At 44.9% G+C, this 21645-nt stretch carries 20 protein-coding genes; 7 read left to right on the forward strand and 13 right to left on the reverse strand.

The genetic code is table 11. From position 1 onward, the window contains the following. The coding region (locus ACYQ4O_RS11115) for an RNA-guided endonuclease InsQ/TnpB family protein (RefSeq protein ID WP_460175635.1) at positions 1-388 on the forward strand (388 nt) is incomplete at its 5' end. Positions 389-481: 93 nt separating this feature from the next. On the opposite strand, the gene ACYQ4O_RS11120 is transcribed toward ACYQ4O_RS11115, so the two are convergent. The 3 genes from ACYQ4O_RS11120 to ACYQ4O_RS11130 form a co-directional block, all read right to left on the reverse strand. Continuing rightward, the gene (locus tag ACYQ4O_RS11120) at positions 482-1465 is read right to left on the reverse strand and encodes a DMT family transporter (protein ID WP_460175636.1); all 984 of its coding nucleotides are present in this window, start codon (positions 1463-1465) and stop codon (positions 482-484) included. Between the two features lie 250 nt (positions 1466-1715). Continuing rightward, the gene (locus ACYQ4O_RS11125; protein WP_460175637.1) at positions 1716-1979 is read right to left on the reverse strand and encodes a hypothetical protein; all 264 of its coding nucleotides are present in this window, start codon (positions 1977-1979) and stop codon (positions 1716-1718) included. A gap of 251 nt (positions 1980-2230) precedes the next feature. After that, the gene (locus ACYQ4O_RS11130) at positions 2231-3136 is read right to left on the reverse strand and encodes a LysR family transcriptional regulator (protein WP_308513830.1); all 906 of its coding nucleotides are present in this window, start codon (positions 3134-3136) and stop codon (positions 2231-2233) included. Positions 3137-3246: 110 nt separating this feature from the next. On the opposite strand from ACYQ4O_RS11130, the gene ACYQ4O_RS11135 reads away from it, so the two are divergent. After that, positions 3247-3894 (forward strand): LysE family translocator, encoded by a 648-nt coding sequence (locus ACYQ4O_RS11135; protein ID WP_308513831.1) that lies wholly within the window; start codon positions 3247-3249, stop codon positions 3892-3894. Positions 3895-3975: 81 nt separating this feature from the next. Here the strand turns inward: ACYQ4O_RS11135 and ACYQ4O_RS11140 are convergent, their stop codons facing one another. From ACYQ4O_RS11140 to ACYQ4O_RS11150, 3 genes are read right to left on the reverse strand one after another with little or no spacing between them, the layout of a single operon-like run. Further along, positions 3976-5127 carry a deoxyguanosinetriphosphate triphosphohydrolase gene (locus ACYQ4O_RS11140; protein WP_308513832.1) on the reverse strand — a complete coding sequence of 384 codons (1152 nt, stop codon included), beginning with the start codon at positions 5125-5127 and terminating at the stop codon, positions 3976-3978. Next, positions 5124-6206, reverse strand: coding sequence for a 3-dehydroquinate synthase (gene aroB / locus ACYQ4O_RS11145; protein WP_308513833.1), 1083 nt, complete (start codon positions 6204-6206; stop codon positions 5124-5126). The genes ACYQ4O_RS11140 and aroB overlap by 4 nt, the downstream gene beginning before the upstream one ends. A gap of 2 nt (positions 6207-6208) precedes the next feature. Further along, complete coding sequence (locus ACYQ4O_RS11150) at positions 6209-6745, reverse strand: shikimate kinase (protein WP_460175638.1); 537 nt, start codon at positions 6743-6745, stop codon at positions 6209-6211. A 94-nt stretch (positions 6746-6839) separates the two neighbouring features. On the opposite strand from ACYQ4O_RS11150, the gene ACYQ4O_RS11155 reads away from it, so the two are divergent. Continuing rightward, complete coding sequence (locus tag ACYQ4O_RS11155) at positions 6840-9260, forward strand: penicillin-binding protein 1A (protein WP_460175639.1); 2421 nt, start codon at positions 6840-6842, stop codon at positions 9258-9260. An 850-nt stretch (positions 9261-10110) separates the two neighbouring features. Here the strand turns inward: ACYQ4O_RS11155 and ACYQ4O_RS11160 are convergent. After that, positions 10111-11277: an MFS transporter gene (locus ACYQ4O_RS11160; RefSeq protein ID WP_460175640.1), complete on the reverse strand. Its 1167-nt coding sequence runs from the start codon at positions 11275-11277 to the stop codon at positions 10111-10113. Positions 11278-11637: 360 nt separating this feature from the next. On the opposite strand from ACYQ4O_RS11160, the gene ACYQ4O_RS11165 reads away from it, so the two are divergent. Further along, positions 11638-13149: an FAD-dependent oxidoreductase gene (locus ACYQ4O_RS11165; RefSeq protein WP_460175641.1), complete on the forward strand. Its 1512-nt coding sequence runs from the start codon at positions 11638-11640 to the stop codon at positions 13147-13149. A 120-nt stretch (positions 13150-13269) separates the two neighbouring features. Here ACYQ4O_RS11165 and ACYQ4O_RS11170 read toward each other — a convergent pair whose 3' ends face one another. Continuing rightward, positions 13270-14862: an AAA family ATPase gene (locus tag ACYQ4O_RS11170; RefSeq protein WP_460175642.1), complete on the reverse strand. Its 1593-nt coding sequence runs from the start codon at positions 14860-14862 to the stop codon at positions 13270-13272. 186 nt (positions 14863-15048) lie between these two features. Between ACYQ4O_RS11170 and ACYQ4O_RS11175 the strand changes: the two genes are divergently transcribed. After that, positions 15049-15807, forward strand: a complete 759-nt coding sequence (locus ACYQ4O_RS11175) for a Crp/Fnr family transcriptional regulator (protein WP_460175643.1) — start codon at positions 15049-15051, stop codon at positions 15805-15807. A 7-nt stretch (positions 15808-15814) separates the two neighbouring features. Here the strand turns inward: ACYQ4O_RS11175 and ACYQ4O_RS11180 are convergent, their stop codons facing one another. The 5 genes from ACYQ4O_RS11180 to ACYQ4O_RS11200 are packed head-to-tail and all read right to left on the reverse strand — an operon-like array spanning position 15815 to position 20632. Further along, positions 15815-16591, reverse strand: coding sequence for an ATP-binding protein (locus ACYQ4O_RS11180; protein WP_460175644.1), 777 nt, complete (start codon positions 16589-16591; stop codon positions 15815-15817). Then, positions 16584-17303, reverse strand: a complete 720-nt coding sequence (locus ACYQ4O_RS11185) for a hypothetical protein (protein WP_460175645.1) — start codon at positions 17301-17303, stop codon at positions 16584-16586. Before ACYQ4O_RS11185 ends, ACYQ4O_RS11180 begins: the two co-directional genes overlap by 8 nt. A gap of 1 nt (position 17304) precedes the next feature. Then, positions 17305-18114: an acyl-CoA dehydratase activase gene (locus ACYQ4O_RS11190; protein WP_308513919.1), complete on the reverse strand. Its 810-nt coding sequence runs from the start codon at positions 18112-18114 to the stop codon at positions 17305-17307. 34 nt (positions 18115-18148) lie between these two features. Continuing rightward, positions 18149-19462, reverse strand: coding sequence for a 2-hydroxyacyl-CoA dehydratase family protein (locus ACYQ4O_RS11195; RefSeq protein ID WP_066595435.1), 1314 nt, complete (start codon positions 19460-19462; stop codon positions 18149-18151). Between the two features lie 15 nt (positions 19463-19477). Beyond that, positions 19478-20632 carry a 2-hydroxyacyl-CoA dehydratase subunit D gene (locus tag ACYQ4O_RS11200; RefSeq protein ID WP_308513918.1) on the reverse strand — a complete coding sequence of 385 codons (1155 nt, stop codon included), beginning with the start codon at positions 20630-20632 and terminating at the stop codon, positions 19478-19480. A gap of 215 nt (positions 20633-20847) precedes the next feature. Between ACYQ4O_RS11200 and ACYQ4O_RS11205 the strand changes: the two genes are divergently transcribed. Together ACYQ4O_RS11205 and ACYQ4O_RS11210 are read left to right on the forward strand one after the other, a co-directional pair. After that, positions 20848-21042 carry a hypothetical protein gene (locus ACYQ4O_RS11205; RefSeq protein WP_460175646.1) on the forward strand — a complete coding sequence of 65 codons (195 nt, stop codon included), beginning with the start codon at positions 20848-20850 and terminating at the stop codon, positions 21040-21042. Positions 21043-21187: 145 nt separating this feature from the next. Next, a complete protein-coding gene (locus ACYQ4O_RS11210) occupies positions 21188-21598 on the forward strand; it encodes a hypothetical protein (protein ID WP_460175647.1) in 411 nt (136 codons plus the stop codon). The last annotated feature ends 47 nt before the right edge of the window (positions 21599-21645 follow it).

Consider the following 21645-nt stretch of genomic DNA (forward strand, 5'->3'; position numbering starts at 1 on the left):
GAATATGTCTGCATCGGCGTCAGGTACAGTTGAGCAGCCCGGAAAAAAGGTCAGACAGAAAAGCGGTTTAAATCGTTCAATTCTTGACCAAGGATGGTATTCTTTCAAGACAATGTTGGCTTACAAGCTGGAAGAAAGAGGAGGGTTGCTGGTATTGGTTCCTCCGAAAAATACGAGCAGAACTTGTCCGAATTGCGGATATATTTCGGCAAAAAACAGACAAACGCAAGCACATTTCGAATGTACCAAATGCGGATACAAAGAAAATGCCGATGTCGTGGGAGCGATAAATGTATTAAGGGCGGGACACGCCCGGTTAGCCTGTGAAATGAACGGTGCAGTAAGGCCGTTGTCAGCAGGAACCCAACGAGACCTTCTACAACAATAGGCTACGGCTGTTGTAGTGGTGGTAAGAATCCTCTTCGTTCACGAAGAGGAGGATGTCAATAGCTGATACAGAATCTCCCAAGAAGAGCTTGCCTTAACATAGTTCCGACTTCCTGAGAAGTTCTTTTTCAGGTGCATTGGCCGTTGATATTTTTTCCGCCGATACGGATTGATTGGTCTGGCTTGAAGTTGTTGTTTTTTTCGGCCAGGAAAGGATAATCATATTCGCGACAATAGCCGCACCTCCAATTAACTCATAAGCATTGAAGGAAGAGTTCAAGAAGATAACGGAAAGCAAAACCGCCGAGAATGGTTCGAAGGAAGCAAGAATTGCTGAAATAGATGGAAGAACGTATTCCGTACTTTTTAGATAACACCAGAAAGCGGCAACCGTTCCGAAAAGAACAATCTGAGCATAAGCTAGGAATGACGAGATATTCCATTGAACATTATCATTAAAGAGCGGAGTAAAGCACATTGCAATCAAACCTCCGATAAGCATTCCCCAGCCGACAACAAACGAAACTCCTGCTCTTTCAATAGCCTTCTTGGGTTGAACGGTACAAAAGGCACCGCAAGCTGCTGAGGCCAATCCCCAGAGGCAGCCTCCCCACGACAAATCGGAAATTCTAAAATTTCCTTTAGTCACCAGAAGAGAGATTCCAATTAAAGCCAAGAATAAACAAAGTATTTCTTTAAAGGATGGCCTTCTTCCTTTCATCAGCACAAAATAAAAGATAATGAACAACGGACCAAAACCGACCATGAGAGCGGCTATCCCTGCATTACTAACGGAAATAGCCTTAAAAAAAGTCCATTGAATCAACAAGACACCTAAGCCGTAAATAATTACGTCTCTGAGGTTCCGCAAGTCACGGAAAGGCGAGAAGATGCTTTTTCTAGTGGTTGCCGCATACAGAAGTAAAAGGCAGATTCCAGAGCCAAATAATCGCAACGTAGTTAAATCAGAAGAAACAAATCCACAGGAATCGAATAAGAATTGAGCGCAAACTGCCATGCTTCCCCAGCACCAGCCGGCAAAAGAAGCAAGCAGCACTCCTTTTAAAGTATTAGACATAATTTAGTGAGATTTAAGGTTATTAGTTCAGTTTGAATAAGGTCATTTCTATAAGTTGTAATCCAACCTTCCGGCATTACGGATACAAAATAAGTTAAAAGCTGCGCCGGAGAGTTTGGCTTAGAAGACTTTGATTGGGAGAACTACATCCCAAATTCGTCTAGCGTTACAACAAGCATGATTCTTTCAACATCGTGCCGTTGGCCTTCCAGATAAGCCCGATGCTGGTTCTAAGAAACGACTGCCGTTGTCAAAAAATTGTGAACTGCTGAAGGAACCATTCTTGCTCTTTAGATGCTAGCATCCGAAGCGGGCCGCAGGCCTCAGAACCTTTCCGACCCCAGAAAAAGGCTCCATCAAAAGCATGGCTGTCTTCGCATTTATTTTCATCAAAAACAGAGCCAGGAACGGAAACGCAATGCTTTTGGCTCAAGAAGCTGCACCAAAGAACATTGAAAATTAAAATCTTCCCGTCTTTAAATGCATCCTCTACATCATCGGCGGTTTTAATCACTTACTTCTCCTCGCGGAATAGAAAACGGACATAAGAATTTATTCAACCGTATGCAAAAATCATGCCAAGTATTGGTCAAGCGCGCCCAGCATGAGTCTTCCAGAGGAACGGACAAAAATATCCGCTAACTTTCTTCAACCAAGAAGCACTTTTCTAGTGCATTTGTTCCTCGGTAGTGCACAAATTTTCGAAGCTCGTCCGCGTAGGATTATCTTTGCCGCTTATATATCCGCCAAGGTTCTCCGTGTTTCTCACTGATTTGAAGTTAACTTGTTTAGAACCAGATCACGAATAGAGGAAGGAATCAAGGGATTCCAGACCAACGACAATTGAATTTGCGCCGGAGCATCAACGATTGGTCTAGCGACAATATTCTTAGGTATCCAGTCTTTGAAAGATTCTCCTAACATGGCAATACCTTGCCCGCAGCTCACATAGGCCATCTGTCGAGAACTAGACTGCACTTCATGGCAGATTCGAGGTGTAAAGCCGCCTATGTTTTCACATATGCGAACGAGTTCGTCAAAATATTTAGAGGCCACTTCTCTTCGATGAAAAACAAACTCCTCATTTCGTAAATCTTTCAGGAAGATTTCTCGGTTTGCCGTTAGCCGATGCCCCTTGGGCAATAGAATAATCGGCCGCTCCCGGCGTAATGGAATCAGCCTCAGCCGCTTATCATCCAAGTCCTTAAAAAGACCGATACCGAAACTAATTAAACCTTCGGAAACCTCAATTTCTACATCGCGCGAGTCGACTTCTTTTGTAAAAATCTCAATCTTCGGAAAGTCTGCCTTGACCTGTTTTTTAAAGTCCGGTACCCAGAAGAGCATCGCTTCCGCATTAGCACCAACCGTCAAAATTCCGCAAGAATCTTCCCGCATTTGATTTAAGGAATAGTAGAGCTGCTCGGCCTGCGTTATAAAACGCTCAATAGAAGGAAGTGCGGCTTTGCCTTCTTCGGTCAGCGAAACTCCTCTCGGCGAACGCCGTAAAAATTTCAAATTCAGATTTTGTTCTAACTCATTGAGTTGGTTAAGCAAAGAAGGAACCGATAAGTTCAGCTTAGCCGCTGCTTTTCTTACGCTTTGATTCTCGGCTACCACCGCAAAAAGCAGGAGCTGGCGGATAGTTTTGTGATCGAAATGATGTGCCATGGTTGCGGTCAGTCTGTTTGAACACTGTGTTTAGAAAGTTTAATCACTGAAAGCTTGAAACGGCAATTTTCTTTTCTACACTTTTTTCGTACAAGGAGAGAAGAAAAATCATGTCCCTCAGCACATTAGGTCTTTTTTTAGTTGTTGTTTTCATCACCTGCGTTACTCCGGGTGCGGGCGTTTTATACACCCTACACAATGCCGTCAATTACGGCGTAAAAAATGCCTTTATGTCACCGACAGGCAATGCCATCGGCGTAGCCGTCATGTCCGTCATTGCCGCCAGCGGCATGGGCGCAGTGATTAATAACAGTCCTGTTCTTTTCTACGGACTGCAGACTGCCGGGTGTCTCCTCATGGCTTGGTTTGGCTGGAAGAGCTGGAAGGCTCCAACCATTGCTCTCAAAGATCGTCTCGGGACACCATTGGATCCGGCAGAACAAAAGACAAGAAACTGGAACATCCTTGCCAGCGCCGCGGTTTTGCAGATGACCAATCCTATGTTGATTGTTTTTCTGCTTTCATTGATGCCTCAGTTTATTGATCCGAAGCAAGCGTACCTGCCGCAAATTACCATTCTTATCGCGCTCTTTGTCGGTATCTGCTGGTTGGTTCATATCGGCTACAGCTACAGCGCTGCAATGGCATCCGACAGATGGATGGGACCGAAATTCTCTTTCTACCTTAATAAGATAAGTGCCTTTCTTTTCTGGGGTATCGGCGGCTCCGTGATGCTCCATCTTTACGGACTCGTTTAGGCAAAGACAAGGCGGGAGATTAATCTTCATCCGGCACCAACTTCATCAGGCTGACCGTTTCAATCAGCCTTTTCTTTTTGTTTAATTTGATGCTTCGTAGGAAGGATTAAACACTCTCTCATATTCCTTAACAGCGTAGCGATCGGTCATTCCTGCAATGTAATCGGCTACGGTCCTTTGGACGCCCCCGTTAATGGCTTTTTCATAAAAGTTTGGAGGAAGCAGTTCGGGATAAGAGGTAAATTGCTCAAAGAGTTTTTGAATGACTCGAGAAGACTTATTCATTACTCGAAGAACCTGATAATGCTTATACAGGGCTTGCATCAGATAGCTCTTCAAGACTTTCATCTGAGCAATTCCCTCATCAGAGAAAGCGATTAGAGGGTATTGAAGATTTCTGACGTCCTGCACGGACTTCAAGGTTTCTCCTTGGATCTTTTCGGAGCTGTTAGTCACTAAGTCATCGACTAAGTAACCAATCACTCGTCTGACAACTTCTTTCTGGCTTCTTCTGATCGGGAGGCCGGGATATTGTTTCTCAACTTCTTCAAAAAACTTTCTGTAAATCGGAACGTTCTCAAACAGTTCTTTGTGCGTCAACAGTCCGCATCTCAACCCGTCATCCATATCATGCGTACTATAGGCTATCGCATCGGCGATATTAACGAGCTGAGCCTCCAAGCTCGGCTGAGTTTTTTCTAAGAATCTCTTACCCAAGTCGCCCAAGCGCATAGCATTGAGAATATTGCAGTGCTTCAAAATGCCTTCGCGAGTTTCCCAAGTCAAATTCAGACCGTCAAAAGCAGGATACTGCTCTTCAAGCTTGTCGACGATCCGCAAGGACTGAAGATTATGTTCAAAGCCTCCGAACATTCGCATGCATTCATTCAATGCAGTTTGACCGGCGTGTCCGAAGGGTGTATGCCCTAAATCATGAGCTAAGGCGATAGCTCCCGTCAGATCGCAGTTCAAAGCAAGTCTTGAAGCTGCGGTACGGGCAATCTGTGCAACTTCGATAGAGTGCGTAAGACGAGTTCTAAATAAATCCCCTTCATGATTGATAAAGACCTGGGTTTTGTACTCCAGTCTTCTGAAAGAGGCCGAATGAATGATTCTGTCGTGATCACGCTGAAATTCGGTGCGCGTTTTACTTGGATTTTCCGCATAAACGCGCCCCTTAGATTCCGAAGAATGGCAAGCGTACGGAGCTAAAACTAGATTTTCATGAATCATGCCACATATCCTCCTTCAACGAGAACTTCCCGAACCAGTTCTTCCGGAACTTCAGAAACGTATGACTCACCGAGCTTATTAAGCAAGACAAAATGGATGACGCCGCCCGTGCTCTTCTTATCGCCTTTCATCGCTTTAATAGCTTCATCGACAGACAGGCCTTCGATTCGAACAGGCAAGTTGGCTCTTTCCAGCAATTTTCTTACGCGCTCGACATCTTCTTCTGTCAGATTGCCGAGTTTTTGACTTAAGTTTGCGGCGAGCATAAGACCGCAGCCGACAGCCTCGCCGTGGAGCCATGTTCCGTAGCCGGTCAGTTTTTCTATGGCGTGACCGAATGTATGTCCGAGATTCAGACAAGCGCGCCTTCCCGCTTCTTTTTCGTCTTCAGCCACCACGGCTGATTTAATCTTGCAGGAACCGGCAACAATTTCAGCAGTTTTCTCCGAGTCCAGCGCCATCAAAGATTCCATATTCGCTTCGAGATCGGCAAAGTAATCTGCATCCGCAAGCATACCGTGCTTAATAATTTCGCCGATACCGGCACTTACTTCTCTTGCAGGAAGTGTTTTCAGAACGGAAGAGTCAGCGATTACGGCAGAGGGCTGATGGAAAGATCCGATCATATTTTTACCGGCAGCCATGTTCATCCCCGTTTTACCGCCTACGGAAGAATCTACCTGAGCCAAAAGGGTTGTCGGAACCTGAATAAATTTGATTCCTCTCATATAAATGGAAGCGGCAAAACCGGCCAGATCTCCGACAACTCCGCCGCCTAAAGCGATAACGACTGATTTTCTGTCAGCGCCCATTTCCGCTAACTTGGTCAGCACCATAAAAACCGAATCCCAATTTTTAAAGGCTTCTCCATCGGGTAATTCGAGGTACTCGGTACGGACCTCTTCACTGCAGATTTTGCGTACCTTTTCTCCATAGAGGGGGCCGACCGTTGTATTGGTCACAATAAGAGCTGAAGAAGGATGAATTTTTTTTAGCTCTTGGGCAAGCTGAGGAAGACTATTTTCTCCCAGGTAGATCTTGTACGGAGCTGATCTGACGCTCACATCGATTGAAATCATCCTTATTTTTCCTTTCCTAATACCTTCAGCAACTCTTTGTACATTTGATTAAAACTGAGCTTATCCGTATCCAACGAGAAATCTCTGACCTCGGTATAAAGAGGGTCTCGATCCCGCATCAAATTTTCGATGGTCTGCATCGGATTGTCCGTTTGGAGCAAAGGACGGTTTGAGTTGCGTGTTCTAAAAAAGCAGATTCTCGGGGACACCGTTAAATGCACGACACAGACATTTCCATTTTTTAAGATTTCTCGGTTTTCATCCCGCGTAACCACACCGCCTCCGGTTGCCACGACAAAGCCTTCTTTCTCGATAAATTCTCTGAGGAGTTCGGTTTCGCGCCTGCGGAAACCCTCTTCTCCCTCTTTTGCAAAAATCTCGGGAATTTTTACGCCGGTTCTGTTCTCAAGCTCTTCGTCTAAATCCACGAACTGATAGCCAAGCTCTTTGCTGCAGTACTTGCCGAATGATGATTTTCCGGCTCCCATCATTCCAATGAGAAAAATAGATTTGTAAGCTTTTACAGAATTGTTATGCATAAGCCTGTAATTGTGGCTGTCTTGATAATCATACGGAGGTTTAGATTTTATAATGTTTGCTGGTTTTCTTTAACTATTTAAGATATTTTCAGCAGTGTTCTCTTCTAAAAAGACTCCGCCAAAGAAAGCTCCTGCCAAAGCAGCTGCTGCGAAAAAAGCTCCCGCCCGCAAAAAGACGGGTTCAAGTTTTTTTGCCTTTATTAAGTATTCGATCGCTACGATTCTTGCTCTCGCATTAGCCGGAATCGGACTGGCCCTGTTTGTTTTTGCGCTTGTTTACTCTCAGCTGCCGCCAATTGATACGGTAGTTGACTACAAGCCGAAAGTCCCGATGAGAGTCTGGACGGCAGACGGCAAGCTCATTGCTGAGTTCGGCGAAGAAAGAAGAGACTTCGTCACCATCGATGAGATTCCGGCTCATGTAAAGCAAGCTGTGATTTCTGCTGAAGATGACGGCTTTTATCACCATGCCGGTATTGAACCGAAAGGTTTTGTCCGCGCAGCATTAGCCAACTTTGCTTCCGGGAAAAAGAGCCAAGGCGCCTCCACCATTACCATGCAGGTTGCCAGAAACTTCTTCTTATCCAGCGAAAGAAGCTACGTCAGAAAACTTTATGAAGTTGCCATGGCTTTCAAGATTGAAGCCAACCTCACCAAAGATCAGATTCTTCAGATCTACATGAATCAGATCTTCCTCGGCAACCGTGCTTACGGCTTTGCAGCCGCCGGCCGTACGTATTACGGCAAAAATATTCAGCAGCTGTCTATCGGAGAAGCCGCAACTTTGGCAGGCCTTCCGGCTGCTCCGTCCGTATACAATCCGTTTGCCAGCCCGAAGAGAGCAAAAGTCAGAAGAGACTACGTTCTCGGGCGCATGAGAGACTTAGGCTACATCACGCCGGATCAATATCAGCATGAAGTCGATGCTCCGATTCAAACGCGTTTGACCAGACTTGCCGAATCTTCTTTGACGCCGACCAAGATGAATTCTTCTTTGCATGCTGAATATGTTGCAGAGTTGGTCAGAACCTTGATGTTCGACGTATTCCAGCAGGAAACTTACACCCGCGGCTTAAACGTCTATACGACGATCAATTCTGAAGATCAGAATTATGCTTATCAATCTTTGAGAAGCCATGTTCAGGCTTATGACCGTTCCCGCGGTTACCGCGGACCGGAAGACAAGGTTGACTTATCAAACCCTGCTACAGCCCAGCAAAACATTAACAATGCTCTGCAGGAAGCTTTAGTAGCAGCAGACATGCCTGCCGTCGTGGTATTAAAAGCCTCTCCGTCAGAAGTTGTCGTACAGAACTCTTCCGGCAAGCAAATCACGATTAAAGGCAAGAACCTTGATTTCGTTAAGAATTCTCTTCAGCCTAAAGCAAAACCGGACCTGAAGATTGAAAGAGGATCTGTTGTCCGCATTCAGTCAGGCAAGAACAATGAATGGGAAATCACACAGCTGCCTCAAGCTGAAGCCGCATTTATTGCCACCAACTACACGACCGGGGCTATTCAAGCCTTGGTTGGAGGCTATGACTTTAACCTGAACAAGTTCAACCACGTTACTCAAGCTTGGAGACAGCCCGGTTCTTCCTTCAAGCCGTTTATTTACTCGGCAGCCATTGAGAAAGGCTTCTCTCCGCAAACCATTATCAATGACGCTCCTATTGTCTTAGATCCGTCAGAAACGGGCTTTAAGAAATGGAATCCGAAGAACTTCTCCGGTAAGTTCAGCGGCCCTGTCATGATGAAAGATGCTTTGAGAAAATCTCTTAATCTCGTCTCCATCAGAATTCTTCAGGCTATTACACCGAGATATGCCGTCGACTTTATTCAGAGATTCGGGTTTGAACCGGACAAACATCCGCCTCACCTTTCTCTGGCTCTTGGTGCAGGCAGTGTCACACCTTGGGAAATGGTTAAAGGATTCTCGGTTTTTGCTAATGTCGGCAAACGAACCGAACCGTATTTGATCTCCAAGGTTACTGACCCGAACGGCAAGATTCTTATGCAGTCTACAGTTGAAGCAGAACGCCTTGCCGGAACCGAAGTACTTGATCCGCGCAATGCCTACATCATGCACAAGATGCTTAACGGCGTTGCCACCAGCGGAACAGCAGCGCGAACAACAGCAACATTAAAGAGAAGAGACATCGGCGGGAAGACCGGCACCAGCAACGACTCTTATGACGTTTGGTTTGTCGGCTATGCCGGAGAACAGCTCGCTGCCGTCTGGATGGGCTATGACCAACCAAGAACATTAGGCAGAAGAGCTCAAGGCGCCAGCTTAGCTCTTCCTATTTGGGTTGATTACATGAAGTTTGCAGTCAAGAACGACCCTGAAGTTGTTCGTAAAGCGCCCTCCGGAGTCACTGAGGAAGGCGGCAACTACTATTACACCAACCGTAAAGATGCGATTCCATCTTTAGGTGTTGATGAACAGCCTGCAGACAATGATCCGTTAGGAGCTTTGATTCAGAATTCGAATATTCGAGGTCAAATCTTCTAATAAGGGTAAATCTCTATATAAATTAAATGAGAATCATTTTCATTTAGTGTATAGTTCTACCTACTGAATCAATTTTGATTCGACTCCTTGAGCGAGGCCAGCCTCGTGGGTAGTTAGTTAATGGGGATTGCCCATTCTTAAAGAATAGGCACTTAACCGCAGATGGCAACAAAACCATCTGCGGTATTTTTTTAAAAGGAAATCGCTTCCGAAATCTAATATAAGTCCTGCGCTCCAAGACTTTAACTGATTCTAATTTTTTGTTTTCTTTGTAGTAAAAATAGACAACCCTTTGGCGCTTTGACGCAAATTTTTTGAAGGACTAAACAGCTAAAATCTTCTTCTATCTATTGGGCGCCAGGGAATTCCAGATTTAAAATTTTGGAATACATGTAGTAATAGAGTAAAAAATGCCGTCCCAGGAATCTTTTAGAGCAAAAATTGGAAAAACAAGATATAGGAATTGGTGGGCAATGCTTTTCTATTTTTCTAATTTCTGCTTGTTGGTAGTAATAGTTTCCGGTTTTCACGGCTCATTCAAAGATCAATTCTTCATCATTAATGAACAATCTACGATTCAGATTACAGCGCCGGACGAAAAAACTCTGTAACCGAACATAAAAGTTTGAAATAAGGGTAAATACTTATGTTTGTTAATTGATAATGTTTCTCAATTAATGTATAGTTCTACTTACTGAATCAAACTTGATTCAACTCCTTGATCGAGGCCAGCCTCGTGGGTAGTTAGTTAATGGGGATTGCCTTAATGAATTAGGCACTTAACCGCAGATGGCTCGAGCCACCTGCGGTGTTTTTTTGCAATCATGCGATTGATTGCGTGAGCCTTCGATTACGCTTTGCCTCCAGACTTCACAAAAAGTCTTCGGAGAACCAAAGATGCCGCAAAAATAACAAGCAGAAAAGCTACCACCAGGAAAAGCGCGGAGTGCAGCGAGCTAATTTGTGCCAAATATCCGATGCACGGAGGGACGGAAAGCAAACCCCCGTAAGCAAGAAATGCAACGGTAGAACTGGCCCGCTGAGGAGAGATTCCCGGGATGGAACCGGCTAAACTGAATAACGTCGGAACTACCGGTGCCAAACCGATTCCCAGCAACGCATAGCCGAACAAGCAAAGATAGGCCGATTGTGCGAAAAGAACCGTAAGCATTCCACAAAGGCCAACCACCAACCCTATTCTAATTGGTACGAAAGAGCCAACCTTTTTTCTGATCGGATCTGCAAACAATCTCCCTATAAAACTCATTGCTGAAAAAACTCCGTAAACCAGTGCGCCAAGTGCTATAGGAGCATCTTTTTCTTCAACAATATAAAGAGGTCCCCATTCTGCTACAGAGCCTTCAGAAGAATATGCCAAGAGCGTTAACAGGCCGCAAACAATCACAAAGAACGGAATTTTGCGTTCAGACTCAGGCTTTGTTTCCTTGTCTTCAACTTTTTTGTGATCAGCGAGAAGACCCGGTTTTGAAAAGATCCCAATCGCAACAAATAGCCCCGCGACACAAGGAAAAAACACTTCCGCTTTGAGTGCCGCAGAAGCCGCAATAGCAGCAATAATGGACAGGACAAGACTTCCGCCGCTGTACAAGGCATGAAACAGATTAAGCGCCTGTTGATTATGTCTCTTTTCAAACAAAATTCCCTGCATATTGACGGCAGCACCGATCAAACCTACGCCAAGACCAATCGCTCCGAAACACATATACAAGTGCACCGGGCTTGATGCAAAGGCAATGGCACAAAGGCAGAGAGAAATCCAGACTGTGCAGAGGAAGATCACCAAAGCTGATTCGAATTTTTCCAGAATCTTTTTGCTCATGAGCAAAGAAATCAAAGAAAAGACTCCGAAGAAAAATAGAGACGTTCCGATTTGTGCATTGGTTGTTTGAGTATGCACCTTGATTGAAGGCATATACGCCATAATGGCTGAATATGTACCGCCGGCAATAAAGAAAAAAGCCATGCAGCTCAGCCGATTTCTTAATTGTTCAGTCATTGAAACACCATAGAAAACGAGGAATACGTCCTCAGGCAAGCGCATTAGAACATGTTAAAAATGAACAGTCAACTTTAGAAATTTTTTAAATTCAATATGTTGCATATAAGCAGCAAACGTTGCGGCAAGTCTCTCAACTTCTCTCTCACCACAATATTCTTCTTGCAATTTATTCATTTTTGTGCGCAATCACAGGTGGTTGTCACGATATTTTTAAGCCTGAACCGAATAGAACTGCTTACCTAACGTTAACCGTTGAACAATCTAAGAGGAGATAAAAATCAGCGTTAAACATTGAACATTTACACAAAGCCAAGGGATCTACTATTACCTTACACACCGCAATCACAAGGAGTTAATATGAATAAAACAATCTTGGTCTGTGCCGTTTCCTCTTGTCTCATGGCTTTTGCAAATGCTGCCGACTATATGCTCAGCACTGATGTGCTTGTCGTCGGAGCCGGTTCCGCAGGTTTAACTGCTGCCGTGCAAAGTGCCGAAAAAGGAAAGAAAGTTATCCTGCTTGAAAAGAATCCTCTGGTTGGCGGCAGTTCTCAATTCGCTGAAGGTCTTTTTGCCGTCGAATCCGAACTAAATCGTCTCAGAAGCGACACCTTGACAAAGGAAGAAGCATTCAAAACCTTGATGGAAAAGCACTTCTACGTTATTGACGGACCAAAAACCAAAGATTATGTAGAAGGCTCCGGTGAAAACATCGCTTGGCTTACCGACCACGGCATCAAATTCGAAGTCGTCAGAATGACGCCGTGGGAAGAAGCTACATGGCATGTCATCAGCGACTACAAAGGAACAAATCACGGTGCCGGACTCATCAAAGGGTTAAAAGACAGTGCGGACAAACTGGGCGTTGATACTAAGACAAGCACTCCGGCTACAGAACTTATTCAGAATGACAAAGGAGACGTCATTGGCGCCAAAGCCGCCAATAAGAAAGGCGATACATACATCATTCAAGCCAAGGCCGTTATCCTAGCCTCCGGCGGTTTTGGCGATGATCCTAAGAAAATCGCTGAATGGGCACATAGAGATCCGGAAGGCTGGAAGTCCTCGGTCAACATGAACAAAACCGGCGACGGTATTCAGATGGCCTTAAATGCTGGCGCACAGATGGGGCCGGTATCCTTCGTTGGCCATTTAGGAACAGAAGGCAAAGGCATCAAGTTCTTAAGCGACCTCTACACAACTTCTTGGCAGCCGTCAGCTCTTTGGGTTAACTCCGACGGCAACCGTTTCGCCAACGAAGACGTCGCCTTCTCTTTCAGTCAAGCAGCGAACGCCATTTATGCCCAGCATGGCCATTATGCCTGGAGCATCTTTGATGACTCTCAAGTCAAATACATGATAGACAAGGGCATTGATTCCGGTATCGGCGTATTAGCCCCGGTTGGCAAAAAACTTTCTAACCTTCAAAAAGATATCGACGAAGCTTTGGCGGCCGACAGCGACAACTTCAAAGCCGCTGACTCCGTTGAACAATTGGCAAAAGAAATTGGCGTTCCGGAAGCAAATCTTGCCGCCGCGGTTTCTGCCTACAACAAAGGCTGTGAAGTACAGCATGACGGTCAATTCTTCAAGTTAAAGAACTACATGCGTCCGCTTAACACCAAGAAGCTCTATGCCATCAAGCTCAAAGCCTACTATTTCAGCTCTTACGGCGGCCTTGTCACCAACAGAAATCATCAAGTTCTGGATAAGAATAACAAACCAATCAAAGGTCTTTATGCCACAGGATTAGAAGTTTCCAACATGGTTGGACCAACATACACAACTTGGTCTTCTGGACACGCCTTTGGATTTGCAGCCTTCTCTGGCAGACACGCTGCACTTCATACCACAGAAAACATGAAGTAGCCTGATTAACGAATTTGATAGTCGAACTAAAAACCGCAAGGCACTGAACTTTGCGGTTTTTTGCTTAAAAATGAGAGGCTGACGTTACCTATAAGCCTTCATCTTATCGTTCCTCTCGGCTCATGCTTGCGCCCAGCGGACAAATTGTCTTTCTTTGATGGAGAATACCAGGACAATCTTTTTTAGTTCTAGATAGTTTTCTTGCTCGCCGTAGTGTCGAGCTCTGACCTGATCTATAGCTTCCTTCAGTTCTTCATCTGCGGCATGCTCGTCTCTAACTACCTTGAACTCAAAAATCCACAACCTATCACTCGCTTGAACTTCCAAATCGCTTCTGCCATGGGCATTGTGACTCTCAATTTTTGGCTTTAAGCCGGCACCGGCCAAGTACACCTGGACATAGGCCCGCAAAGAAGCCTCATCCTTAACCGGATAACGATGATAGTCGACTGCCAAAAATAATCGATTAAGGATATGGAAGACGGATTCCGGCGACTCTTCTTTCAGCACACGCACAATCGGTCCCGCTCCAACCTGACCTGCAACTCTGCCGCGAAGAAGTTGTTCCAGGTACAGCTGAGCCATCGAGCGTTTTACTTCTTGGTTGGGATAGTCCAGGTAAACCGTGTCTGTATACTTTATTGTCTTAATTGTTAGATATCCTGCCTGTGTCAGAAGACCAAGATCTGACAAGCCTTCTACGTCCGAGGATCCTTCCAAAGAGGCCAACGAAATGGTTTTTTCGCGGCAGTATTCTTCCGGATTCCGAAGAGCATGGGATTTCAAATAACTCAACAATACGGACGGCTTGCCACCGCTTTCGAACCAGTAGTCCAAAAAGCCGCTTTCAGGCTCAGAAAAGAATTTCAACAAGGACCAAGGCGCAAAAACTTTGCTTTTGGCGGTTCTTTCAAAGCAAAATCCATCATATTGGGTAGTCAGCTTCTCCAAAAGTTTTTCTTGTGAGAGGCAAAGTGCATCCGAAGCCTGATCCAAATAGCCTGAAAAATATGTTTGGAGCTCCCCACGGGTATAGCCAAGCAAGCTTCCGAATCGAGGACTTAACGAAATATCATCCAAGTTATTAAGCTCGGAAAAAATATTAGTTTTATTGAATTTTGTAATGCCGGTAATAAAGACGAACCTCAAAATCTGATCATTGGACTTCAATACGGAATAAAACTCGGATAGTACGTTCCTGACAGAGGTAAAAAGCTCCGGATCGAATAAAGAGGATGTTAAAGGAGCATCGTATTCGTCGATTAGCAGGACCAGAGAATTCACCGGCTGAGTCTTCATCCACGCAGACAACTGGCTAAATATTGTGGTGTTATCAGGTTTGTAAGCGAAACCAAATGGTGAAAAGTTATCAACCAGACGATCTCGCAAATCATCCGTAAATTTCTGTAGTCCGAATAGAGGCTTAACCTCAGAAAAATCCAGCCTAACTACATTGTAAGTTTTGTCATCTGTCCAGAGCCGCTCGATATCCAAGCCGTGAAAATCTCTTAGGCCATGCTTAAACAGAGACTCAAAAGTTGAAACTAGCAAGGACTTTCCGAATCTTCGAGGGCGAATAAGGAAATACTTCCTTCGTTTGGATGCCAACGCAAAAACGAGGTTAGTTTTATCGACATAGATCTCGTCCGACATTCGTAAAGCAGCGAAATCAGAGGTTCCAAGCGGTAAGTCTTTCAAGGCTTTTCCGGTCATTTGCCATTCCAAAATTCTTCTTCTTTCCATTCTACTTACAAGCCGTACGCCTCGGTTCTTTTTCTTAATTCTGTTTGAGCCGAAGCCTGAAAATTCTGCTCCCTTCAAACCCTATAGACACTTGGGAACCGCAGAAAATTGCTATATAGTTATCAACAGACGGTGTTTTTTTAGTCGGGGGTAGATTTGCGCCAAATCGTATTCGGACAACAGTGGATTCACTCGGAGGAGCCTCCGGAAATAAAGGAAATCTTCTTCAAATACGGCGAGAAAAGGAAAATCAAAAAAGGCCAAGAACTCCTCCATGGCGGTCCGTTCGGAGAAATTGGGTACCTTTTGAAAGGTTTGTGCTTCTATCGCTTTTGGGACTGGAACGATAAGGAACATGTATTTGCCTTAATTCTTCCCAAAAGATGTATGGGAGATATCGACGGCGCCTCCTGCACAGTTGCCAATGTCAGTGCTTACGTCGTTAAAGATGGTGAGGCACTGTTCCTGCCTTACGAAATTTGGCACCGAGAAATCACGGCTAATACCCAAATCTTGGACATATTCACTGCCCACATAGTCAAGAAACAAGAAAGCCAGATTGAAGCGCTTCTTGCTTGTTTCACTATGGAAGTAGATATGAGATTGGTATCTCTTTTCCAAGCCTTAATCAAGGCCTACTATCCCATTAAATCCGACGGCTGGAATCCTCTTCCTGTTCAGCTCAATACCGTGATGCTCAGCAAAATTATTTCCTCAAGCCGAACCTCTGTCTCTTTACAGCTAAGTGAATGGGCAAACCGAGGACTAGTAAAGAAGGACGGGAAATTCCTGCTTATTCACGGCGCACTTTTCTCCGATGTCTTTGACTGGTGGGAAAACAGAAAAACAGAGGCAGATAATTTAAGAGGCCGGATTGTCTCCAGCCTCAATAAACAGATTCCCAACAAGGAATGATAGATTTTTACCTAGCGGCGTCTTCCGCACGCTTCAAGCAATCCTTCACGGCTAAAACCGCTTGATTGTCATCGGGAAGTTCAAGTAAAGGACGGCCCGCAAGATCGAATTCTTCCACTTGCTTATCGTAGGGAACCGAACCTATCACGTTGATATGTTCTTTCTCCGCAAACTCTTTAAGGCTTGTCACATCGGACTGGGCTCGATTAAAAACGACGCCTAAGTTTTTGCAAGCCGGAACTAAGCCTTCGTCAACCATTTTTTTGATATGACGTACGGTCTGCAATCCTCTGAAGGAGGTATCAGTCACTAGTATCAGCGTATCAATCTTCTCGATTACCTGACGGTTGATTTGCTCTAGTCCGGCTTCGCCGTCAATCAGCACAACATCGAAAGAATGCATGATGTTTTCGATAGCGCCTTTTAGCAAATCGTTAACGGAGCAGAAGCACCCGATAGTGTTCATACGGCCCATAGCCAAGAAAGAAAACTTCTCATTTTCATCCAAAGCCTGAGCGGTCAGATATTCAACACTGTCAGCCAGTTCTTCTAAATCTTTCTTAGTGCCTTTTTCCGCTTTTTCCAGAACCATTTCACGGATAGAGCCGATAGTGACTTCACTTTCTCGGCCAATGGCGTAGTTGAGACCGAGAGCCGGATCAGCATCGACCACCAACAGTTTTCCCGGAACTTCGTTCATCAACACTTTTGTCAGCATTGCAGTGAATGCCGTCTTACCGACGCCGCCCTTCCCGCAAACTGCAATTACTCTTTGCTCACTCATTTTCTTTCTCTTTTCTCTTCAGGGTAAGAATGCGTTCGACCTTACGGACATTGGCGCATAGTTTTTTATCCGAGCACTTCCCGCAATGTCCGAGTACATGACATTCTTTGAAATTGAATCCGCGCTTGTCCCAAACTGCAGCCTTCAAGGCTTCCTGCTGCTTATTCCATTCTTCGGAAGCAATGCGTACCGCATCAAAAACGGGACCGGTTTCCGTTACAAAAAGAATTTGGATTAATGACAGTTCAGTAAATTCCTCTTGCAGCCGGAATAAAAGTACCGATCCTAATTGAAAGAGGTCCATGCCGCCTTCGATAGCTTTCTTGGAAAACCGAAGCCAGATTTTGTTTGCAGAGCCTTTGACCATCACATCCTTGACCTGAAGCTCTCTTTTCAGGTTTTGAATGATTAGGTACAAAAGCTCATCGTTATCCTCGCATCCGACTACGTTAAGCTGCAGTGCCAAAGGCTGACTTCCGCTCAGCTCATTGACGTCCTTTCCTACCAAATAGACTCCGCTGTCAAATTCAGACGGTGACTCAGAAAAGGTCAGGAAAGACTGTTCAGGATTCTCGCCCAAATCAACAGCAGTATTTCCTTTCAGCACAAAGTTAGATCGTGTTGAGAAAGAAGCTTCTTGTTCTTTTGTAATCTGGCAGTCGCCTTTTCTTGCTTGAGCCAGCAGCGAATCCCAAACATTCAGTCTTTCCATGCTATGCCTTCTTTAATGCCTTTTCTTTTGCAAACAATGCTGCGCCTAAAGCTCCGGCAAGCTGAGGATCGCCGTCCATATGGCCGAGCTTCATCTTCAGTCTCTTTTCCAAAGCTTTTTGGAGCGCCTTATTCTGTGCACAGCCGCCGGTCAAAACCACATCTTCCTCGATGCCTACTTTATAGGCCATGCCGTGAATTCGGCGGGCAATCGATTCATGGATACCGGCAGCGATATCAGGCAGCGGAACGTCATTATTAACCAAGGAGATAACTTCCGATTCCGCAAATACGCTGCACTGCTTAGAAATAGCACAAGGTTTGTCAGACTTTAAAGCCTCAGCAGCCAAATCTTCCAAACTTAAATCCAACACACGGCCCATGACTTCAAAGAATCTGCCGGTACCGGCCGAGCATTTATCATTCATTTGGAATTCCAATACTCGGCCTGTTTCATCAACAGAAATGACTTTGCAGTCCTGACCGCCGATATCGATAATGGTGCGAGTTGTCGGCCGCAAATAGGTTGCTCCCCGGGCATGACAGGAAATCTCAGAGATCTCTTCGTTGATATTCTCAACGGATCCTCGGCCGTAGCCGGTAGCTACCACGTAGGCATCCTTCGGGAAACCCGTTGCCGGATCGACTTCATTAATTCCGGCTTTCTGCATGGCTTCTGCTAAAGCGTGTTCCATCGTCTTTTTCGGACCTCTGGAAGAACGCACGATGGAGCTCCCGAGAATCTTTTCAGATTCGTCCATAATGACAACCTTGCCGGTTGTCGAGCCTAAGTCACAACCTATAAACAGCATTTCGCACCTTTCTTATTTCTTGATATCTTCTTTGTTATTTCTTGGCATTCTTCTCGAAGCCGTTGGCACTCAAGAAGTTCGAAATATCGTTCTTAACTTTCTCGATCGGAGTAAAACGTTCATCGAACAAGCTTGTAGTCAAAGTCAGAAGAGGAACCTTCATGTCTTTGCATACTTTCTTCATGAACTGGTTAATACCGGCCTGATCTTTATGACCCATATGTCCGGAGAACAATACGGCATCAATGTTGTAGTCCTGGATAGCCTGAGTCAAATCGTCAACAACAACGTCAACCCAGCCTCTTCCCTGACGAATCATCGGAACTTCTGCGACATTTCTGCGGGCCAAACCGAAGAGCATAGATTCTTCCGTAGAAGTATCGACCGGAGTATACGGGCTCAAACCTTGGAAGGAGTTAACCACAACGGCATTCCATTCTTCTGCAAGCCAATTACCGAGTTTTTCTCCCCAAAGCGGATTCAAGTCTGGCCAGAACAATCTGATCTTTTCGTTCATGACCGGGCCCACGCCTTTTTCGACGTTAGCTTTAGCAACATCGCGAACAGCTGCCATCAAACCGGTAGCTCTCGGATCGCCTGCCGGCAAATGCTGAGTTAAAGCCCAGAAAACGTCGCCGATTACAAAGGACGGCATGGGAGCCGGAGATGCCTTCATGTATTCGTTGACTTCTTTCCAAATTTCATACTGTTTGTTGGTTTCTTCAACCACTGCTTTGACTTTTTCGAAGTCATACTTAGCGCCGGTATTCTTCTCGATGAAGCCAATCATTTCTTTGAGCTGTTTGGCTACATATTCGAAGTCTTTATCTGTATGACCATAGCTTGGGTCGATGGTATAGACAGGAACGCCCTTCAAGAATTCGGAACGGGCAAATGCCTGGTGAAGCATCAGTTGTCCATCGCATGGTTCAGCCATAGCAACGAAGCAATCGGGACGCGGATGAAGTCTGTTTTCCATGGAATAGACAGCATATCTAACCAAGGAGCACATCTTGTCGTCCAAATTGAACTTGTCGCATTCTTTAGCATCGGCATAATCAGTCAAGCCAAGATGGAACATCAAATCGAATACCGGGTTGTAATAAACAACACCCATACCCGCGAGGATTTCCTGGCAGTTGCCGTACCAAGTGCACATTAAAGGCTTCTTGTTTTCGAAAGCGTCAATCATTTTTTCGTTGTGATCTTTCATTAACTGGACCACAGCGATCTGAACCGGATTTCTTTGTTCTTCCGGAAGAGACTCGAAGAACTTCAACACACCTTCTAATCTGTCTCTGTATTCTTTGGTTCTTTCGACACCGGTTAATTGGGATAAATCAGCCATTATTCTTCTCCTGGATTAGAGGTTCTTTTGAGATTTCAGACTTTCAACAAAGGCCTGAACACGAGTTCTAATCTGTCCTTGGGAATCCGGGACATAATCGACTTCTAATTCAAGACCGGGGATACCTTTTTCTGCCAAATATCCGCGCATGAGGTACTGCTCAAAAGCCCACATATCGCACATGTAAATGCGTGAGGAAATAACCCCGTCAACTTTATAATCTTCAACTAGCTTACCAAGCCGGTCAAGTCTTTCATCTTGGGTGTGCATTTGACGGGTAGCGGCCGGCATTTCATCGAAGTAATAATCGATGATGGCGTCCAACGGAGCCTTTTCTTCATCAATCAAGACTGCGGAAGAACGGCTGCCGAAGCCGAGGTTATCTACGACAATTTGTCCGCCTTGGTTTTCCAAGATTTCAAAGAATTCCTGACTGTCAGCATGACCGCCTGTGTAGAGGAGGCGAATAGCAGGTTTGTACTGAGGTCCTTGTGCTTTAAGTTCGGCAATAAGCTCCTTAAGCAATTCGTTGTAGTCTTCCAAAGGCATGGAGATGCCGGCCATCATCACGGCAATTAATTCAGAGCCTTTAAGATAGACTTCATCGCCTTTTTGCATTTCATAAAGTTCGGCCTGAAGGCGGCGTGTTTCATTATGAAGCTTGATGGCTTTTCTGAGGTCCTCGTCAGTAATCTTGACGCCGAACTTTTCTTCGGTAGCTTTGATGTATTTTTCGATTTCTTCTCTATAGAAGGCCTTAGCGAGATCTCCGCGCTTCTTAGGAATATAGATGAAGTGATAAACAGGATTTCCGGGGACGGTCAGCCAGTTGTCATAAATACGGCGAGCATGGTCGCAGCTGTTATAAAAGACTGCGCCGTCAAGAAAATCGAGTTGGTCATTCAAGATTTGGTTGTAAGTATGACGAACATAATTACAAGCTAAATTGCGGAAAAATGCATCAGCGTATTCCGTTCCGTCGGAACCTGTTCCGCGAATGAAATACGGAACTGCGCCTGCAGCCGTAATAATTTCAAGCGGAGTTTCCTGATATAAAAAACCGACGACTTTCTTGCCGTTTTCTTTTGCTTTCTGAAGAATAGGATTATTTAAGGCCGTGGCAGCTTCCATCAATGGCTTTAGAGCTTTAGGTCTGTCTACATTTTGCATTGACGCTCTCCTTGAGATGAGGCTAATTAGATTTGTGAGCTTTTAACAAGCTACTGTCCAATATAAAGCACGCGTCTGAAAAACTCTGTTAACTGACTAACACTACTTTTTTCCTTCAGGAAAAACCCCGTTTGCCGTGAGTAAAACTCCGGCTGCACTCAGGCTGGCTGCTTAATATCCTTCAAGCACTAGAGTGCAGCCGACATGCGCGACACGTGGATGATAGCTTTTTCGAGCTCTGCTTTCGAGGTAATCAAAAGTATATCGAAACCGTTATCAACGGCATTCTCAAGCAACTCAGTATTCCAGAAGTAAAGATTCAGGAAATTATCACTCAGGAACGGTACCTTACCGTTGAAAACCGAAATGCATGTCTTGATACTGCCGCTTCAGATGCAACGGCAAGTTAATTAATTTTGAAGTGTTAAGGGCCAGACAGAGTTCTCTTTTCTGGAGAGTTCGATAGCACTGATCTTTGCTGGACACAAATAATCTCACAAGCGGAGAAGATTTTGCCAAACTTTCGGATACCTATGTTACCTTTATCCATGGGATATGGCCCGAAAAAACAAGGCATTCCCCACCTATCAGGTAAAAAGAACTTTTTGGGATAGAAGTCCGGACTTTGATGATGAAACCAGATTCATTTTTGTTAATAGAACTTACCGTGGCAATGATCCTATCGGAGTGCTAATGAGCGATTTCAATGCGGAAGAAGCGGGACAGATGAAAAACGAACTATTGAAAGAACGAGTTGAATTTTTCAAAGAAACTGAGGAAGGAGTAAGAGAAATGAAAGGCATCGAACAGGTCATAGCAGAAAGAGAAGCGTTAAAAAAAGCCATTGAAATTGCAAAAAATTTCCTTAAAATCGGCAACGTCCCGCTGGAATCCATCGCTCAGGCTACAGGATTACCTTTGGAGGAAGTCAAAACTCTCCAAAAATCACTTGTTACCTCCGAATAGGATATGTCTCTTTCAAAATCTTCTATTCCCCAACACTTTTTCTGCAA

The organism is Turicimonas sp. TL08 (assembly GCF_054660695.1).

What these genes read in the sequence shown, in the direction of transcription:
- ACYQ4O_RS11165 (WP_460175641.1), top strand. Translation starts at nt 11,638, where the DNA reads ATGAATAAAACAATCTTGGTCTGTGCCGTTTCCTCTTGTCTCATGGCT.
- ACYQ4O_RS11150 (WP_460175638.1), bottom strand. Translation starts at nt 6,745, where the DNA reads ATGCATAACAATTCTGTAAAAGCTTACAAATCTATTTTTCTCATTGGA.
- ACYQ4O_RS11200 (WP_308513918.1), bottom strand. Translation starts at nt 20,632, where the DNA reads ATGCAAAATGTAGACAGACCTAAAGCTCTAAAGCCATTGATGGAAGCT.
- ACYQ4O_RS11185 (WP_460175645.1), bottom strand. Translation starts at nt 17,303, where the DNA reads ATGGAAAGACTGAATGTTTGGGATTCGCTGCTGGCTCAAGCAAGAAAA.
- ACYQ4O_RS11135 (WP_308513831.1), top strand. Translation starts at nt 3,247, where the DNA reads ATGTCCCTCAGCACATTAGGTCTTTTTTTAGTTGTTGTTTTCATCACC.
- ACYQ4O_RS11180 (WP_460175644.1), bottom strand. Translation starts at nt 16,591, where the DNA reads ATGAGTGAGCAAAGAGTAATTGCAGTTTGCGGGAAGGGCGGCGTCGGT.
- ACYQ4O_RS11210 (WP_460175647.1), top strand. Translation starts at nt 21,188, where the DNA reads ATGGCCCGAAAAAACAAGGCATTCCCCACCTATCAGGTAAAAAGAACT.
- ACYQ4O_RS11130 (WP_308513830.1), bottom strand. Translation starts at nt 3,136, where the DNA reads ATGGCACATCATTTCGATCACAAAACTATCCGCCAGCTCCTGCTTTTT.
- ACYQ4O_RS11190 (WP_308513919.1), bottom strand. Translation starts at nt 18,114, where the DNA reads ATGCTGTTTATAGGTTGTGACTTAGGCTCGACAACCGGCAAGGTTGTC.
- ACYQ4O_RS11140 (WP_308513832.1), bottom strand. Translation starts at nt 5,127, where the DNA reads ATGATTCATGAAAATCTAGTTTTAGCTCCGTACGCTTGCCATTCTTCG.
- ACYQ4O_RS11160 (WP_460175640.1), bottom strand. Translation starts at nt 11,277, where the DNA reads ATGACTGAACAATTAAGAAATCGGCTGAGCTGCATGGCTTTTTTCTTT.
- ACYQ4O_RS11120 (WP_460175636.1), bottom strand. Translation starts at nt 1,465, where the DNA reads ATGTCTAATACTTTAAAAGGAGTGCTGCTTGCTTCTTTTGCCGGCTGG.
- ACYQ4O_RS11170 (WP_460175642.1), bottom strand. Translation starts at nt 14,862, where the DNA reads ATGACCGGAAAAGCCTTGAAAGACTTACCGCTTGGAACCTCTGATTTC.
- aroB (WP_308513833.1), bottom strand. Translation starts at nt 6,206, where the DNA reads ATGATTTCAATCGATGTGAGCGTCAGATCAGCTCCGTACAAGATCTAC.
- ACYQ4O_RS11195 (WP_066595435.1), bottom strand. Translation starts at nt 19,462, where the DNA reads ATGGCTGATTTATCCCAATTAACCGGTGTCGAAAGAACCAAAGAATAC.